At 38.3% G+C, this 16,922-nt stretch carries 13 protein-coding genes and 1 tRNA gene; 6 read left to right on the forward strand and 8 right to left on the reverse strand.

Annotation, left to right across the window (positions count from 1 at the left end; all coding sequences use genetic code 11):
• Positions 1 to 319: 319 nt before the first annotated feature.
• The 8 genes from ABXT71_RS02115 to ABXT71_RS02150 form a co-directional block, all read right to left on the reverse strand.
• Positions 320 to 1,291, reverse strand: a complete 972-nt coding sequence (locus tag ABXT71_RS02115) for a T9SS type A sorting domain-containing protein (RefSeq protein WP_415372150.1) — start codon at positions 1,289 to 1,291, stop codon at positions 320 to 322.
• A gap of 319 nt (positions 1,292 to 1,610) precedes the next feature.
• Positions 1,611 to 1,684, reverse strand: a tRNA-Asp gene (locus ABXT71_RS02120).
• Positions 1,685 to 1,907: 223 nt separating this feature from the next.
• Complete coding sequence (locus ABXT71_RS02125) at positions 1,908 to 2,837, reverse strand: DUF58 domain-containing protein (RefSeq protein WP_415372151.1); 930 nt, start codon at positions 2,835 to 2,837, stop codon at positions 1,908 to 1,910.
• Positions 2,838 to 2,875: 38 nt separating this feature from the next.
• A complete protein-coding gene (locus ABXT71_RS02130; RefSeq protein WP_415372152.1) occupies positions 2,876 to 3,424 on the reverse strand; it encodes a ClpP family protease in 549 nt (182 codons plus the stop codon).
• A gap of 389 nt (positions 3,425 to 3,813) precedes the next feature.
• Positions 3,814 to 4,131 (reverse strand): thioredoxin, encoded by a 318-nt coding sequence (trxA, locus tag ABXT71_RS02135; RefSeq protein ID WP_415372153.1) that lies wholly within the window; start codon positions 4,129 to 4,131, stop codon positions 3,814 to 3,816.
• A 526-nt stretch (positions 4,132 to 4,657) separates the two neighbouring features.
• The gene (dnaE, locus tag ABXT71_RS02140) at positions 4,658 to 9,088 is read right to left on the reverse strand and encodes a DNA polymerase III subunit alpha (protein WP_415372154.1); all 4,431 of its coding nucleotides are present in this window, start codon (positions 9,086 to 9,088) and stop codon (positions 4,658 to 4,660) included.
• A 300-nt stretch (positions 9,089 to 9,388) separates the two neighbouring features.
• Entirely contained in the window at positions 9,389 to 9,838 is a 450-nt protein-coding gene (locus ABXT71_RS02145) for a ferritin-like domain-containing protein (protein ID WP_415372155.1), read from the reverse strand.
• Between the two features lie 211 nt (positions 9,839 to 10,049).
• Complete coding sequence (locus ABXT71_RS02150) at positions 10,050 to 10,862, reverse strand: DUF6252 family protein (protein ID WP_415372156.1); 813 nt, start codon at positions 10,860 to 10,862, stop codon at positions 10,050 to 10,052.
• A gap of 165 nt (positions 10,863 to 11,027) precedes the next feature.
• Here ABXT71_RS02150 and ABXT71_RS02155 point away from each other — a divergent pair, with 165 nt between their 5' ends.
• From ABXT71_RS02155 to ABXT71_RS02180, 6 genes are all read left to right on the forward strand, one after another.
• Entirely contained in the window at positions 11,028 to 11,597 is a 570-nt protein-coding gene (locus ABXT71_RS02155; RefSeq protein WP_415372157.1) for a 30S ribosomal protein S16, read from the forward strand.
• An 11-nt stretch (positions 11,598 to 11,608) separates the two neighbouring features.
• On the forward strand, positions 11,609 to 12,133 hold the full coding sequence (gene rimM / locus ABXT71_RS02160; RefSeq protein WP_415372158.1) for a ribosome maturation factor RimM: 525 nt from the start codon (positions 11,609 to 11,611) through the stop codon (positions 12,131 to 12,133).
• Between the two features lie 23 nt (positions 12,134 to 12,156).
• On the forward strand, positions 12,157 to 12,885 hold the full coding sequence (locus ABXT71_RS02165; RefSeq protein WP_415372159.1) for a tRNA1(Val) (adenine(37)-N6)-methyltransferase: 729 nt from the start codon (positions 12,157 to 12,159) through the stop codon (positions 12,883 to 12,885).
• A gap of 65 nt (positions 12,886 to 12,950) precedes the next feature.
• Positions 12,951 to 14,597 carry a peptide-N-glycosidase F-related protein gene (locus ABXT71_RS02170; protein ID WP_415372160.1) on the forward strand — a complete coding sequence of 549 codons (1,647 nt, stop codon included), beginning with the start codon at positions 12,951 to 12,953 and terminating at the stop codon, positions 14,595 to 14,597.
• A 32-nt stretch (positions 14,598 to 14,629) separates the two neighbouring features.
• A complete protein-coding gene (locus tag ABXT71_RS02175; protein WP_415372161.1) occupies positions 14,630 to 15,808 on the forward strand; it encodes an acyl-CoA dehydrogenase family protein in 1,179 nt (392 codons plus the stop codon).
• Between the two features lie 201 nt (positions 15,809 to 16,009).
• Positions 16,010 to 16,909, forward strand: coding sequence for a metallophosphoesterase (locus ABXT71_RS02180; protein ID WP_415372162.1), 900 nt, complete (start codon positions 16,010 to 16,012; stop codon positions 16,907 to 16,909).
• The last annotated feature ends 13 nt before the right edge of the window (positions 16,910 to 16,922 follow it).

Genomic DNA, 16,922 nt, shown 5'->3' on the forward strand with positions numbered 1-16,922 from the left:
ATTTCTAAAGCAATCTTACCATCCTTTTAACAAAAAGAGGCTTTCTTCTGGGCGCTCAACATCCCGCAAGATAGTATTATCAAAATAGCAGTAGAAGCTGCTTTAATCTTCATTTTTCGAGGGTATATTTTTTGTGAAAGACCGAATCGTTTTCATAGAAATTTTTCAGACTCATTGGCGGGGTATTTAGTGAATACAGGGCAGTTAAAGTAATGGAAACCCATTTAATTACTAGAACATATCAAAACCGCCCTAAAACAAAAAGCCCACCTAGACAGATGGGCTTTTTAAGCAAAGTATCTATATAAAGTATATATTGTTAGTGCTTCATAAACTTTTCTACGAGTCTTCCTTGCGGAGTAACAAGTTGTATGGTATAAAATCCAGTACTTAGATTTTCTAAATCTACAACACCATTGTCATCTATTTGAATATTCATTTTTTGTCCTAAATTATTAAAAAATTGATACGCACTAGCACTGTCAAAATTTTCGATATTTAAATAATCTGTCGCAGGATTTGGGTATAAAACAAGTTGTGCCTCATTAAAATCAGACACCCCTAAAACATCACTTGTAAATCTATACACAGTACCTTCTGGTATCACACCATCTACGGAATTATTAGCCTCAGTTCCGCCAGCTACTAAAGTAACTAAGTCTGGATTAGCAGGATCTCCTTCAAGTAAATATCCCTCAGACAACAAAATACCATCTTCTAAATTAGCTGAAGGGAAAAAAGCTACCAAAGGACCTGAAAACCCCTCAAAAGAATTTACCGTGTTTTGCACTTCGCTAGTACCGTATCTATATTCTAAAACATTTGAAGTTTCATATAACCAAATCTGAAAATTCATAAAATCAAACGTTTGTAAGTCTTCTATAAATCCTACGTTATTATATTCAATTTTTAATATTCTACTTCCAGCATTACCCGAAGTTAAAAATGAGATTTCAGACAGCGAATTGTTAGCATTAAAACCTAGATCTATAATATCTTGTCCTACGGGCAATAGTAATGGCACCGGAGTAGCATCCAGTTCAGACATAGTAGACATACTAGCACCAAAACCATCTTCTATTATAAAAAGCGTATCAAAGGTGACATCGCCTATAGTGAATTCAAAACCTAATGATATAGTAAAAGCAGGATCATCCCATACTTCTCCATCATTTAAGGAAGTACTTCCTACTAAATCTTCATACGTTTCATTAAAAGCCTCAAACTGATAGGTTTGCGCTTGCATTACTATTGACCCTAACAAAAGGAAACTTAAGATACATTTTTTCATAGTGGTAATTTTATAATAAAACAGTTGAATCATTGAAACACCTACCCTAAAATATGAGTTTTTTTTTAAACGTACTGATCTTTACATTGTTACTAACACCGGGATTGCATAGCATACAGTTTACATTTAATACAATATAATATTGAAGCATTTTTATACTTCTTTTCAAGTAAAACAGGTGCTAAAAAATAAAGTGATACAAAAAAAGCCCATCCGTTTGGATAAGCTTCTCATCGGTCTAATTTCTTAAACCACAAGCCCTATTTAAAGGACTCAACACAACTTTATTTATTTTGACGTTAACAATGTCAAAAATTTGCGGTCTGGACGAGACTCGAACTCGCGACCCCCTGCGTGACAGGCAGGTATTCTAACCAACTGAACTACCAGACCGTGCTACTATTTTATAGACTTTAAAAGCTTGTCTTCACAACTATTGCTAGAAGCGAGTGCAAATATAAAACTACCTGTGACATCTACAAACAAATAATTTAAAATATTTCATTTATTTTTATTCCCACTACAAGATTCACTTGTAGAACTGAAAACAATCTATCTCAAGCATCTGATTTGCACCACCTAGGAGAATAAATATGATAATTAACATATTTTAAAATCAACCATATTTACCACGCTCTACCAAATAGGTTGTTAAAATTTTATTGAAGTGATTATTGGTATCTACAGGCACATATTTGATTCTATATTGCCCACACTTCACCGCGAGGTCATCAAAATAGCGCTTTACCGCAGTTTCGTAGTTTTCTTTTATGTTGTCTGCATAGACATTTACGTGTTCGCCGGTCTCCACATCAACAAACTTCTTGGGACGATTATTAAAGTCAAATTGCAGCTCTTTCTCCTTATCGTAGGTGTGAAAAAGCACAACTTCGTGTTTATTGTATTTCAAATGCTGTAGAGCTTCAAAAAGTTTCTCCTCTTCTATATCACTTTGAAACATGTCTGTAAATAGAAAAACGAGGCTTCTTCGCTTTAACTTTTCAGCAATAAGATGCAGATGTGTATACGATTTTGTCTGTATTTGCTCTCGCTTAGAGGCTAATGCGGCATTTAAATGACTCAATAATTGTTGGTGATGGCGTTCGCTCCCTTTCTCCCCGCTGTAATATTCATAGACATCACTATAAATACTTAAACCAATGGCGTCGCGCTGACGTTTCATTAAGTTCATGATGGCAGCACCAGCCAATACAGAAAAACCAATTTTATTCAAATTATTAATACTCATCTCTTTCATCGCAGGATAGTGCATAGAGCTACTATTATCGATGATGAGATGACATCTAAGGTTGGTTTCCTCTTCATAACGTTTGGTATAGAGTTTATCTGTTTTAGCAAAGAGCTTCCAGTCTATATGCTTCGTACTCTCCCCATTGTTATAAATTTTATGCTCAGCAAACTCCGCAGAAAACCCGTGAAAAGGCGACTTGTGCAGTCCAGAGACAAACCCCTCAACCACTTGAGTGGCCAAAAGCTCCAGGTTCTTAAAGCCTGTTATCTCGTTTATTTGCTTTTCTAAATTCAATTATTTAACGTGATTAGTGAGTTGTAAACTGAACATCATTAAAGAATCCCGTCCACAATACCATACTTCACACTCTCTTCTGCATCTAACCAATGGTCACGATTAAAATCTTTCATGATCTTTTCAAATTTTTGCCCACAGTTATCAGCTAATATACGTGCGCTTAATTCTTTTGTTTTTAAAATCTCTTGTGCGCTAATTTCTATATCACTTGCCGGACCTCTTGCTCCACCACTTGGCTGGTGAATCATCACCTTAGCATTAGGCTGTATAAAACGACGTCCTTTTTCCCCTACTGAAAGTAAAATACTTCCCATAGAAGCAGCAAGACCTGTACAAATAGTAGACACAGGACTCTTTATGCTTTTAATAGTGTCGTACATAGAAAAGCCAGAAGTCACATAACCACCTGGGCTGTTAATGTACAGTTTGATCTCTTCATTATTAATACTATCTAGATACATTAAACGATCTACTACGTGGCGCGCGCTACGATCGTCTACTTGTCCCCACAAAAACACCGTGCGGTTCTCTAATTGCTGATTCTCAATCTTATCCTGTACTTTTTGTTTTTTATCAGTACTCATTTCTTTTTCATCTGTGCTCCAGTATACAACTGGATGGTTAATAAAACATCTTAAAACTATTATTCTCGCCCTTATTTAATTAGGGGCATTTGAACGGACATTACGCTCATTTTCACTTCTTCAAATATACTAATTTTACCTCCGAAACAATAAGGAAAAAGAACCGGTTTGCGTTCTTAAAATTTCCGAAGTACAGATTGCATCTTACTCATATAGCACAGCCTCAGTACCCTGCTGAGCGTAGTGAAAAATAAGAGCTTAGGGAGGAACAAAAAAAAGACCCAACTAGGAGTCGGGTCTTTTTTTCATGTTGCTATATTGCAATAGCGTATGCGTCTTGTCTTACCATGACGGCAATACCGAAAAACGTAAGCCCAATGGGTCACGGATTAAAGCAACTTATCGATTGCTTCTGCGTAAGTAGCTTTTGGAGCTACACCTACCTGACGGCTTACTAATTCTCCTTTATGAAAAACTAAAACCGTTGGGATGTTACGCACACCATATTTTGCTGCGAATTCTTGATTAGCATCCACGTCCATTTTTCCTACTACAGCTTTACCTTCGTAGTCAGCACTTAGTTCGTCGATTACCGGTCCTACCATACGGCAAGGTCCACACCACGCTGCCCAGAAGTCTACTACTACTGGTTTGTCGCTGTTTAATACTGTTTCTTGAAACGTTGCGTCTGTTATTTCTAAAGCCATTTTTATACTTTTTTTCTATCCTCTGCCGAGACAGAAAATTTTATTAAATTATTATTAAACAAAAGTAGTCAAAAATTCTACTAAACCTTACCCCCATAATATCAACTTCATCAATGTGTATATAGGTAATTTTTATAGGGCGGGTTCCCCTATGAGCCTTTCTTAAAGAATTTTATAAGCCCCCAGAAACACCAAAATTAATTGAACCCCAAAGGTTGTTAAAGGGACCGGGCTATTCGCTTCAATATTCCCTCTTACCTCATTTCACCCGAGCCAGAAGCAAAGATTCTAACACTCTCCCGCACCTTGAGCAGAGCCATAGAGAAGGATTTCCAATGCTATCCCTATCCGGAGATTGTGATGGCGGAAAAATTGTTCGTTAATTCCGCAGTAGAATAGGTGGTATTATAAGAACTAATAAGTAGCAAACCCGAAATTTCCACTATTAATATCAAGAGATTTCTCATAGCGTTTTTATTATTTTACTGGACATTAATAAGGACCTCACATTTCCGAAGTAAAACTATTAATTTAATCGATACGTCACTTGCTGGCGTTCTAGCTCCTCCAATAAAGCAGTGCTAATCGCAATCTTATGCGTGCGGCTTGGCATCTGTATTTTTATCTTTTCTTTACGTTCGTAGATTGTAAAATGCACTTGATGATTGCCCTGATGCGCTGCAAAAAGTGTTTCTAAAAAGGCAATGCGCTCTTCTTGCACCTCAGTAATTGGCATCTGGATTGTTAATTTTCTCGCGTGCTTCTCCATTACATCGTGCAATAATTGCATTCCATTATACTGCATACGCGGATCGCCTTTTTTGCCTGTATCCCTATTCGTCCAGCCCTCTTTTACATATACTTTGCCGTAAACAAAACTGTTAGGCACCAGAAAATGGCGGAGCTTTAAATACTCTTCGCCAAAGATTTTAAAATCATAACTATCATTATAATCCTCCACAGTAAATATGGCCCATCCTTTTCCAGCTTTAGACTCGCGATGTTGCACATCTGCCACAATCCCACCAAAGGTCATCTCTTTTCCTATGTGTCGTTCCAGCTCATTAAAATCTGCCACACGGCAGTTAGTAAAAGATTTCATCTCTATCTTAAAATCGTCTAAGGGATGCCCCGATATATAAACTCCTACCACTTCGCGTTCTTGCTTCAGCTTTTTCATGGTTCCCCATTCTTCACAAGGCGGCACTTCTGGTTCAGGAATCTGCACTTCACTAGCTTCTCCAAAGAGACTTACTTGACTACTGTTCTCAGATTCTTGAAACTTATTAGCATATTTTAACACCTTCTCTAAGAAGGTTTGTCCGTCTCCATCTTGGTGCAAGTATTGTGCTCTGTGCGCGTCAAAACCATCAAAACCTCCAGCTAAGGCTAGATTCTCAAAAGCTTTTTTATTAGCAGATCGAAGATCAATACGTTTTGCCATATCAAAAATAGACTTGTATCTGGCTTCATCTCTGTGCTCCACAATGGTAGCGACTGCATTGCCCCCAACGCCCTTTATTGCGCCCATCCCAAAACGAACGGCTCCGCTATCATTTACGGTAAACTTGTAAAAGGATTCATTTACATCTGGCCCTAAAACCTCTAAGCCCATGCGCTTGCACTCATCCATAAAGAAAGTGACTTGCTTTATGTCTCTCATATTATTGCTCAATACGGCTGCCATATATTCTGCAGGGTAATGGGCTTTTAAATAAGCTGTTTGATAGGCAATCCATGCATAACAGGTAGAGTGACTCTTATTAAAAGCATAACTCGCAAAGGCTTCCCAATCCTTCCATATTTTTTCTAGCTTTTCTGCATCGTGGCCGTTTGCTACCGCATTCTCAATAAAACGAGGCTTCATCTTGTCAAGTACAGATTTTTGCTTTTTACCCATCGCCTTACGCAAGACATCTGCATCACCTTTACTAAAGTTGGCAAGCTTTTGCGATAGCAACATTACCTGCTCTTGATAGACAGTGATCCCGTAAGTCTCATTTAAATATTCTTCCATAGCAGGAAGGTCATACTCGATATCTTCTTCACCGTTTTTCCTGCGAATAAAACTAGGAATATATTCTAAAGGCCCAGGACGATACAATGCGTTCATAGCAATGAGATCACCGAAAACGGTAGGTTTCAACTCCTTCATATATTTCTGCATACCTGCAGATTCATACTGGAAAATCCCAACAGTTTCTCCTCTTTGGAAAAGCTCATACGTCTTTACATCATCTAGAGGAAAAGTATCTGGATCTAAATCAACATCGTGTTTATGCTTCACTAACTTTACCGTGTCCTTTATTAAGGTCAAGGTTTTTAATCCCAAGAAATCCATCTTAAGCAGCCCTGCATCTTCTACCACAGAGTTATCAAACTGCGTCACATACAAATCTGAATCTTTTGCCGTGGCGACCGGCACAAAATCAGTAATATCACTTGGGGTAATAATCACACCACAAGCGTGAATCCCTGTGTTCCTAACAGAACCTTCCAGTTGTTTTGCCTGATTAATGGTGTTTGCCGTCAGGTCGCTGCCCTCACTAGCAGCAATAAGCTCTAGCACCTTAGGCAGCTCGTCACTTCTAAATTTCTGCTTCAACTCTTTAGGCGTATACCCAAAAACTTTGGCGAGCTTGGTCATATTTGGGATTAACTTCGCAACGCGATCTGCTTCGTTTAATGGCAAATCTAGTACCCGGGCTGTATCTCTAATGGACGACTTTGCGGCCATCGTACCATAGGTGATAATCTGAGCTACTTGATTGCTTCCGTACTTATCGATTACATACTGCATGACACGACCTCGGCCTTCATCATCAAAATCAATATCAATATCGGGCATACTCACACGATCTGGATTTAAGAAACGCTCAAAAAGCAAATCGTACTTAATCGGGTCAATATTGGTAATCTTTAAACAGTAGGCAACCACACTACCCGCTGCAGAACCACGCCCTGGGCCTACAGAAACATCCATCTCGCGGGCTTCCCGTATAAAATCTTCTGTAATCAAAAAGTATCCTGGATAGCCCGTGTTTGCAATTACGTCTAGCTCAAAACCAATACGCTCATTAATAGCATCTGTCAGCTCGCCATAGCGTTTTTTTGCACCTATATAGGTCAGGTGTTTTAGGTAAGCATTCTCGCCTCTCTTTCCGCCATCTCTTTCATCTTCTGCAATTTTAAATTCTTCTGGGATATCAAACTTAGGCAATAAGACATCGCGCTGTAAACTATAAGGCTCTATCTTTTCTATGACCTCTGCAATATTGATAATCGCATCCGGTAGGTCTTTAAAGATGGACTTCATCTCATCTTGAGATTTGAAGTAATACTCTTGATTTGGCAATCCATAACGATACCCACGTCCTCGACCTATAGGCGTTGCTTGTTTTTCACCATCTTTTACACAGAGTAAAATATCATGAGCGTTGGCGCTCTCTTTCTCTATATAATACGTGTTATTTGCCGCGATTAATTTTACGTCGTGCTTTTTTGAAAAGTCCACAATCGTCTGGTTTACTCGATTTTCATCTTCTTGATCGTGACGTAATATCTCTAGATAAAAATCATCCTTAAACTCTTCTTTCCACCACAATAAAGCCTCTTCTGCTTGCTTCTCTCCTACATTAAGAATCTTGCTGGAGATTTCCCCATACATCCCTCCAGAAAGGATAATGATATTATCTCTGTATTTTTTAATGACCTCTCGGTCTATCCGAGGCACATAATAAAACCCCTCAGTAAACGCGATACTGGACATTTTTGCAAGGTTATGATAACCCGCCTTGTTTTTTGCGAGTATCACTATTTGATACCCGTTATCCTTATTTGACTTATCTAAATGATCTTGACAGACAAAAAATTCGCAACCCACAATTGCTTTTAATGGGATAGGCTTTTCAGGCTGATCTGGCACTTCGCCTTCAAAATCAGTCGCAGTATCATCAACAGCTTCATAAGCTGCTACTGCGGCTAGATATTCTTTTTCTTTATCCTTGTTATGATTGTTGACTGCCCTTGAAAAATGGAAAGCTCCCATCATATTCCCACTATCTGTGAGCGCAACAGCTCTTTGATTATTTGCAATGGCCGCATTTACTAAATCTTGTGTACTCGACGTAGATTGTAATATTGAAAACTGCGAATGGTTGTGTAAATGTGCAAAAGGAACTTCTGCAAGTTCGGCAAGATTATCTGCTATTTCTGAGGTAGAAATCTCATCTGTAACCGTGAGCTTTTCTAGCGCCTTTCTTATTTTTTCTGAAGCCTTCTTGAGATTGATGTGCTTTAATCCAATAAGCCCAATGGTGCCTAGATTTTCTCTTCTGAAATTTTCAAAATAGTCCGGCTGCACCTCCAATTCAGTTACAGTAAAAATTTGACGACGGATTAACTCAAAAAAGCAGCGCGTGGTCGCCTCTACATCTGCCGTTGCATTATGGGCCTCGCCAAAGGGCTTGTCAAATAAAAACTTATGTAACTCTGTAAGAGTGGGCAATTTAAACTTTCCTCCACGTCCTCCAGGAATCTGACACATTTGCGCCGTAGTTTCTGTACACGTATCAAGCAAAGGCATTGTTGGTAATGGGTTTTCCATCCCAAGACGTAAAAACTCTGCCCCCATAATGTTGAGGTCAAATTTTACGTTTTGCCCTACGATAAACTTTGTCTTCGCCAGCGCCTCTTGAAACTTGGCTATCATTTCTTCTAGCGTGACTCCTTTTGCCGCTGCTAGTTCTGTAGAAATTCCATGAATTTTCTCTGCATCAAAAGGAATATTAAATCCTTCTGGCTGGACTAAATAATCTTGATGCTCTAGCACATTACCCATCTCATCGTGCAATTGCCACGCAATCTGAATACAACGAGGCCAATTATCGCTATCTGATAATGGTGCTTTCCAGTTGCGCGGAAGTCCTGTGGTCTCGGTGTCGAAGATTAAATACATTTCGTCAATATTGGATTAAGTGCTGTGAGCTAGTGATAGAACACTATTAATAAAAGAGTCGTTTAACAAATAACTGAGGTAGTAAATGTAAAAAATAATGCCTTTTTTAGCGCCTTAAATAACCAACTAGTTGTTCACAATTTAGCGATGTTATTAATAGCCATAGCAACAACTTGAGCACAAATCACTCAACATGCAGATGCAATAGTCAACATTGTGCTATTGTAGAAAATCCCCTCAACTGGCGCTGAGGGGATTTTCTTGTTTATCGTAACATTATCGGTACATTCTGTAAACCCTCTACACAAAAACGACTTCAAAGTGTTCAGAGCTTCTTAAGGCACTCTCTATATTGTCTACTTGACGTATTAGGATAATTTTTGTACTGGGCGGCAATGTGCTATTATTTAGCACATCTTTATATTCATCAACTGCTGTTTTTTCACCTTTGATGACTTCTCCTAAAATTGATTCTTCGTCATTAGATGTAAACGCATCTTTTATGCTCATCCACGCTCGATGTGCACCTCCTAAATTATGCGGCCCTTTATTAAGCGAGCCTACCACACTGTTAATCTCGCTATTAAGTTCGTAACCAAAGTCATATCGGTTTTGAGCCTGTGTTTCAAAAAATCTTTTTAATTGAGGGGTGTCCACAATTTTTGCAGCTTTGGCATATCGAGCCTCGGCATCATAATTCTTGGTTAATAATTCGCTTAATCTATTGGATATACTTTCTGTGTACTTCATCTTCTTTTCGGTATTAGTGTCGCAAAGACAATTTTGAATATCGATTTACCTCTTTGTTTAGCTTTATATCGACCTGTCTTAAAATACTAAATATAAACGGGCTACACTAATCATTCAACCCAAAATTTACACCTTATAACAAGACTTAAGGGTATCCTTAGTTTGTTTTTGGTGTTAACACTTAAGCATTAAGTCAAATACAGCTAGGAAATTAAAAGTTCTGGTAGGTCACATTAAACTGACCTATAGTAATCGAATGATTCTCCGTCATAAAACTATAGGTTCCTATAATAACCCTGTTAGCCACGTCATGACTCACTAGAATCACTTGTCCAGATATAGCAAGCTCTGTAGTAGCTCCCAACCTGTAAGAAGCAGCGAATCCAGGCTCTGTAATTTGATGAACACCTTCTAACAAGGCGGAAGGAATAGTAAGTGACATAGACTCCGTAGACGTGCTTCCTGTCACCCTAATCAAACCATCATTATGAATAGCAGATACCGCGAATGGAGCGAAAAGAACGTCGTCTACTTTTGCCACAAAATAACCTGCATCTGTAATTGTTGGCGGATCCACTTCTTGTGCAAGATCATATGGCACTTTATAAAATATACCATTTGACACCTCTACAGTATCAACGCCTATTACTGTCGCTGTAAAACCAAACCTTCCAGTCAATGTTCTGTTTACAGCATCCCAGTCAGTTATAATAGCCTGACCCTCACCAAAAGGATTGGTAAAATAAGTAACTTGGTTCGCAGCCTTATACATAGCAAAGTTGTTACTGTCACCACCAAAGCTATACAACCCCGGTGATGGGCCCGTCACATGCATAGTAAGGTCTCGATTTTGTGTAGTTCCTTGAATATAGAAACTTCCGTCTTCATTCTCTACGGCCCTTGCATCAATGGCGCTAAAAAAGTTTTCATCGATTGTACCCTGTAAGGCTGGACTATTGTCTTCTCGCACCGTGCAACTCGCCATAAAAGCGACAATAAACAAGGTTACCAGTGTAGTTTTCATAAGATTAAGGGCTATGCAACGCGCAAATTTAAAAAAAATAGTTTAAAGAAATAACATTCAGAAACAAATAATAGTATCTTTGCAAACCTAAAAATAGGCGTGTTAAGTCTATTTTAAATATTAAACCAATTATAACCGAAGTCGAGTACTTCAAAAATTAATTTTATGCCTGTAAAAATAAGACTACAAAGACACGGTAAAAAAGGAAAACCTTTTTACTGGATCGTAGCGGCCGATGGTCGTTCAAAAAGAGATGGTAAATACCTTGAGAAATTAGGGACTTACAATCCAAATATGAACCCTGCACAGATTGATCTAAACATAGATGGAGCTGTAACATGGTTACAAAATGGCGCACAACCTACAGACACTGCAAGAGCTATCCTTAGCTACAAAGGTGTTATGATGAAAAATCATTTAGCTGGTGGTGTACGTAAAGGTGCTTTAACAGAAGAGCAAGCAGAAACAAAATTCAACGCTTGGTTAGAAGGTAAAGGAAAAGCAGTAGATACTAAAAAAGCAACATTAGCAGATGCCAAAGATAAAGTAGCGGCAGATGCCCTTGCTGCAGAAAAAGCAACTAATGAAGCGCGTTTAGCGGCACAAGCTCCAGAACCAGAAGCAACTCCAGAAACAACGGAAGGCGGAGATGCGTCTGAAGCTGTTGAAGCTGTTGAGGAAAAATCTGCTATTGACGCTGCAGCTGAAGAAGCTACAGAAGAAAAAAAGAAATAAAACTATAGACTATGTTAAAGAAGGACTGTTTCTTCGTAGGCAAAGTCGTTAAAAAATATAGCTTTAAGGGTGAGCTTCTAGTAAAGCTAGATACAGACGATCCCGAACAATTTTTAAAAATGGAATCAGTTTTTGTGGAACAACACAAAACCTTGATTCCATTTTTTATTGAAAGAAGTCAGCTGCATAAATCTAGTTTATTACGTGTGCAATTTGACGATGTGTATGATGAAGCCTCCGCAGATGCGTTAATAGGTAAAGAATTATTTTTACCCCTTAGCTCTTTACCACCATTAGAAGGTGATAAATTTTATTATCACGAAGTCATTGGGTTTAAAATACACGATGAAGATTTTGGTGAAGTAGGCGTTATCACGCATGTTAATGACCACACCTCTCAGCATCATTTTGAAGTAGACAGTAATGGCACACAGGTGCTCATTCCTATTAACGACGAAATTATCACCAAAGTAGATAGAGAAAACAATACTATCTTTATTGATGCTCCTATTGGATTGATAGACCTGTACCTATAGAACGTAATATTGACTTTTTCTTAATGTCAAAATCTTTTAAATTCAAACAATTTTCTGTCTCTCAAGATCGCTGTGCTATGAAAATAGGCACCGATGGGGTTTTATTAGGCGCGTGGGCTTCCTTAAGTCATTTTCCAAGAACCATCCTAGACATTGGAGCCGGCACAGGAGTCATTAGCTTACAACTCGCACAACGCGATCCAGATGCACAGATAGACGCAATCGAGATTGATGAACATGCCTTTGAGCAATGTACAGACAACTTTGAGTATTCTCCCTGGGGAGACCGTCTATATTGCTATCACGCTTCTTTACAGGAGTTTACACAAGAGCTTATTGAAGAAGAGGAACAACACAGTTACGACCTCATCATTAGCAATCCTCCATTTTACACAGACCATTATAAAACACAAGACGAGCAGCGCGATCTTGCCCGTTTTACAGATGCATTACCCTTTGAACATCTTATAGTATGCGCAGCCCATTTACTTTCTGAAACCGGAAGGTTTTGTGTGATTCTGCCAAAAAAAGAAGAAAAAAACTTTATAGCATTAGCATTAGAGCAACATCTATCAGTACTTCGGAAATGTGATATGCGTGGCACCTCCACCTCTCCTGTTAAAAGAGTCTTACTCGAATTTAGCTTTTTGCAAACCGAGACCATTTCAGAAGAACTAGTGATCGAAATAACTAGACATCAATACACGCCAGAATACATTGCTCTCGTGAGTGACTATTACTTAAAAATGTAGATTTCTTCAAGAATTTAAAATGGCTAATCGCATAGAGATTAGTATCTTTAGCCAAAATTATGTAGATGAACACTCGATTCAAAAATTTATTAAAAGCACTTCCTTTATTAGGCCTATTCTTCTGTGTCAATCTTACTGCGCAAATTTCTAGTTTTACCGTTTTTGATGAAGTATTATTTTACGACGGGTATGCGGGATTATTAGCAGAAGGCGATCTTTATGAACCTATGCCTGCTGAAGTTTTACGTCACAGCAATTCTCGCTACGCGATAAAACTAACCCCCGCACAAGTAAGCCAAATAGGGAATAAACTAAAGGTAGATGTCACCCTAAAAGCTGCCTGCGACAATTATGATAGAATCGCGCGAGTGTATCTAGCTCTGGTACCACAAGGGCAAACTACGTATGTGTCAAATGAAGTAGACAGAATAGAGCTCGGTAGATTTATAACGCCTTTTATGAATAAAAACAACGCGCCTATGGAGGTCCCGTTTTCGTTCACAACAGACAATATTGCTGAAATCTTAACAGACACTTCATTATCAACTCAATTTGACTTTTGGATAGAGCTTGACGTTTTTGGAGTTCCTTATGCAGCGCAAGAACAAGTGGCTGGCTGTGCAGGACGTATTGACACCTTTTACGGTACAGTAGTATTTTCAAGTGAAGATGATCCAACACAAACATTTGACAATCCTAATTTTTTACTACCGTTAGCCGCAGACTTACAACTCAACGATTATAATGCGACAGATGTAACAGACGAGACTATCAGGATTCTTAATTTCACACTTACCGAAGCTGTTGATGACTTAAGTCTTTTCTTAATCACTTCTAATCACGGAGCAAATTCTGGAGGCGAAGAGTACAATCGTAGAAACCATTTTATCTATCTAAATGACGAGCTAATACACCAGTACATTCCAGGAGGAAAATCTTGTGAGCCTTTCAGACAGTTTAACACTCAAGGCAACGGGATTTACTCATCTAGCCCTAGAACGACCCGTTTCTGGTTGTCATTTAATAACTGGTGCCCAGGCGATGTGATTCCTAATCGTGAGATTTATTTAGGAAATCTTCCTGCCGGAGATCACTCGATAAAAATAGATGTACCAGATGCAATTTTTGCTGGCAACCAAGGCTATATTCCCGTATCTATGTATTTACAAAATAGAAAAGGATTTGCAGAAGTTTGTATAGACCCGACAGAACTTGTTGCTTCAAACCCGACAGATGTGACCATGCAACTTGACTGGATTGAGAATGAAACGGCAACAGAATGGGAAATTTTATATGGATACCAAAACAATCTGAACAATCAGAACTTTGTAACCGTCTCTTCAACCTCAGAGATAATAGACCAGCTTCAAGAAGGAGGTAGTTACAGTTTTTATGTCAGAGCAATATGTGATGAAGACGACACTAGCAACTGGGTTGGACCAATCAACAGAGGGACCATTCTTGGTATCGAAAATCACAAAAACTTGAACTTCAGCTTTTATCCTAATCCGTCAAATGGTGTGATTTATCTAGAGGCAGATATTACCATAGATGATGTGATTATTTATGACACGGCTGGTAAAAATGTTTACAATATAATTTTAAATAATAACTTCGGAAATATTAATACTAGTACATTAAGCATGGGATTATACCTTATGGAGGTATCCATTGCTGGCGTACAAACAACACATAAACTAATAATCAACTAACATTTATCTCCAATAGATAAACAATTACTTATATGAAACCAGACTTATTTGAAGCCCCAGATTACTATAACATAGACGATTTATTAACGGAAGAACACAAGCTCATTCGTGATGCTGCTCGTGCTTGGGTTAAGAGAGATGTTTCTCCTATCATAGAAGAAGCTGCTCAAGAAGCGAAATTCCCAAAATCTATTATTCCAGGATTGGCAGAGATAGGAGCTTTTGGCCCTTATATTCCAGAAGAATATGGCGGCGCAGGTCTTGATCAGATTTCTTATGGTTTGATCATGCAAGAAATAGAACGCGGTGATAGTGGTGTTCGTTCTACGGCATCTGTGCAATCTTCACTCGTAATGTATCCTATCTGGAAATATGGAAACGAAGCACAACGTAAAAAATATTTACCAAAACTAGCCTCTGGAGAATGGATGGGATCTTTTGGTCTTACAGAACCAGATCACGGGAGTAACCCAAGTGGGATGACCACTAATTTTAAAGACATGGGTGGCCATTACCTTTTAAATGGAGCAAAAATGTGGATTTCAAATTCGCCGTTTTGTGACGTTGCTGTTGTATGGGCAAAAAGTGAAGAAGGACGTATTCACGGTCTCGTGGTAGAACGTGGCATGGAAGGCTTCACTACACCAGAAACACATAACAAATGGTCTCTTAGAGCGAGTTCAACTGGAGAGTTAATATTTCAGGATGTAAAAGTGCCTAAAGAAAATTTATTGCCAAACAAATCTGGATTAGGAGCACCACTTGGCTGCTTAGATTCTGCGCGTTTTGGGATTGCCTGGGGGGTAATAGGTGCAGCGATGGACTGTTATGATACCGCCTTGAGATACTCTAAGGAGCGCATCCAGTTTGGAAAACCTATTGGTCAATTCCAGTTACAACAGAAAAAACTAGCAGAGATGATCACAGAAATCACAAAGGCTCAGTTACTGTGTTTACGTTTAGGTCAATTAAAAAATGAGAACAAAGCAACTTCTGCTCAGATCTCTATGGCAAAGCGTAATAATGTAGATATGGCACTGAAGATTGCTAGAGACGCGAGACAAATGCTAGGTGGAATGGGTATATCTGGAGAATACTCTATTATGCGTCATATGATGAATCTTGAAAGCGTGGTGACTTATGAGGGAACTCACGACATACACCTTTTAATTACTGGACTAGATGTTACCGGATTAAATGCTTTTAAATAAAACCCAATATGAAGTATAATTCTCTTTAATAAAGAGTCTTATCTTAATAAATTAAATATCAAGTCGCTATTCTTAAGAATAGCGACTTTTTTTATTCTTACATCAACTTAATCAACAAACACCGATTTCCTAACTCAACTTATAGGGGACATATGATGGTTAAAATGGTATTATCGTATCTTTATACAAAGATTAATAGCTATGTCTTCTGCCAGTAGATTAACAAATGCTTATACAAAAGCAAAACGAATTTCTTTTGATGACACTTCTAAGTTTATCATATTTAGCGACTGTCATAGAGGAGATAACAGTTTTGCCGACGATTTTGCAAACAATCGTAACATATACTTCCACGCATTAAAACATTATTACAAAGAAGACTTTACCTATTGTGAGCTAGGTGATGGTGATGAGTTATGGGAAAATATAACGTTTAAATCAATCCACGAGACACATAAAAACGTCTTTGATTTAATGCAGTTATTTTATAATGAAGACAGATTATACCGCATTGTTGGTAATCACGATATGGTGTATCTCAATGAAGAGTATGTAAAAAAAAACCTTTACTCCTACTTTAATAAAGTTACTGGTAGTGACGAACCATTGTTTCCAGGAATTACATTTACAGAAGGTATTGTCCTAGAGCATAAAGACACTGGTCAAGAAATTTATATGATACACGGTCATCAAGCAGACTGGTGGAATTATGTTGCCTGGAAATTTAGCCGCTTTATGGTAAGAGCCCTCTGGCGACAACTGCAAATCTTTGGGATAAGTGATCCTACAAGTCCAGCAAAAAATTATAGGGAGCTCATCAAAGTAGAACGCAGGACTAAAAAATGGATTATTGATAATGACAATGTATTCACGATAACCGGGCATACACACCGGCCACGATTTCCTGAACCTGGTGACATCCCATATTTTAATGATGGGAGCTGTGTTCACCCAAGAAGTATTACGGGTTTAGAAATAGAAAATGGTGCTATTTCTTTAATAAAATGGCATATTTCTACTTCGGAAAATGGAAGACTTCAAGTAATGCGCATTTTATTGGAAGGCCCTCAAAAATTAATCGAATACAAAACTGAAAAATAGACGCTGAAGACTT

This window comes from Patiriisocius sp. Uisw_047, assembly GCF_047730165.1.
GTDB lineage: Bacteria > Bacteroidota > Bacteroidia > Flavobacteriales > Flavobacteriaceae > Patiriisocius.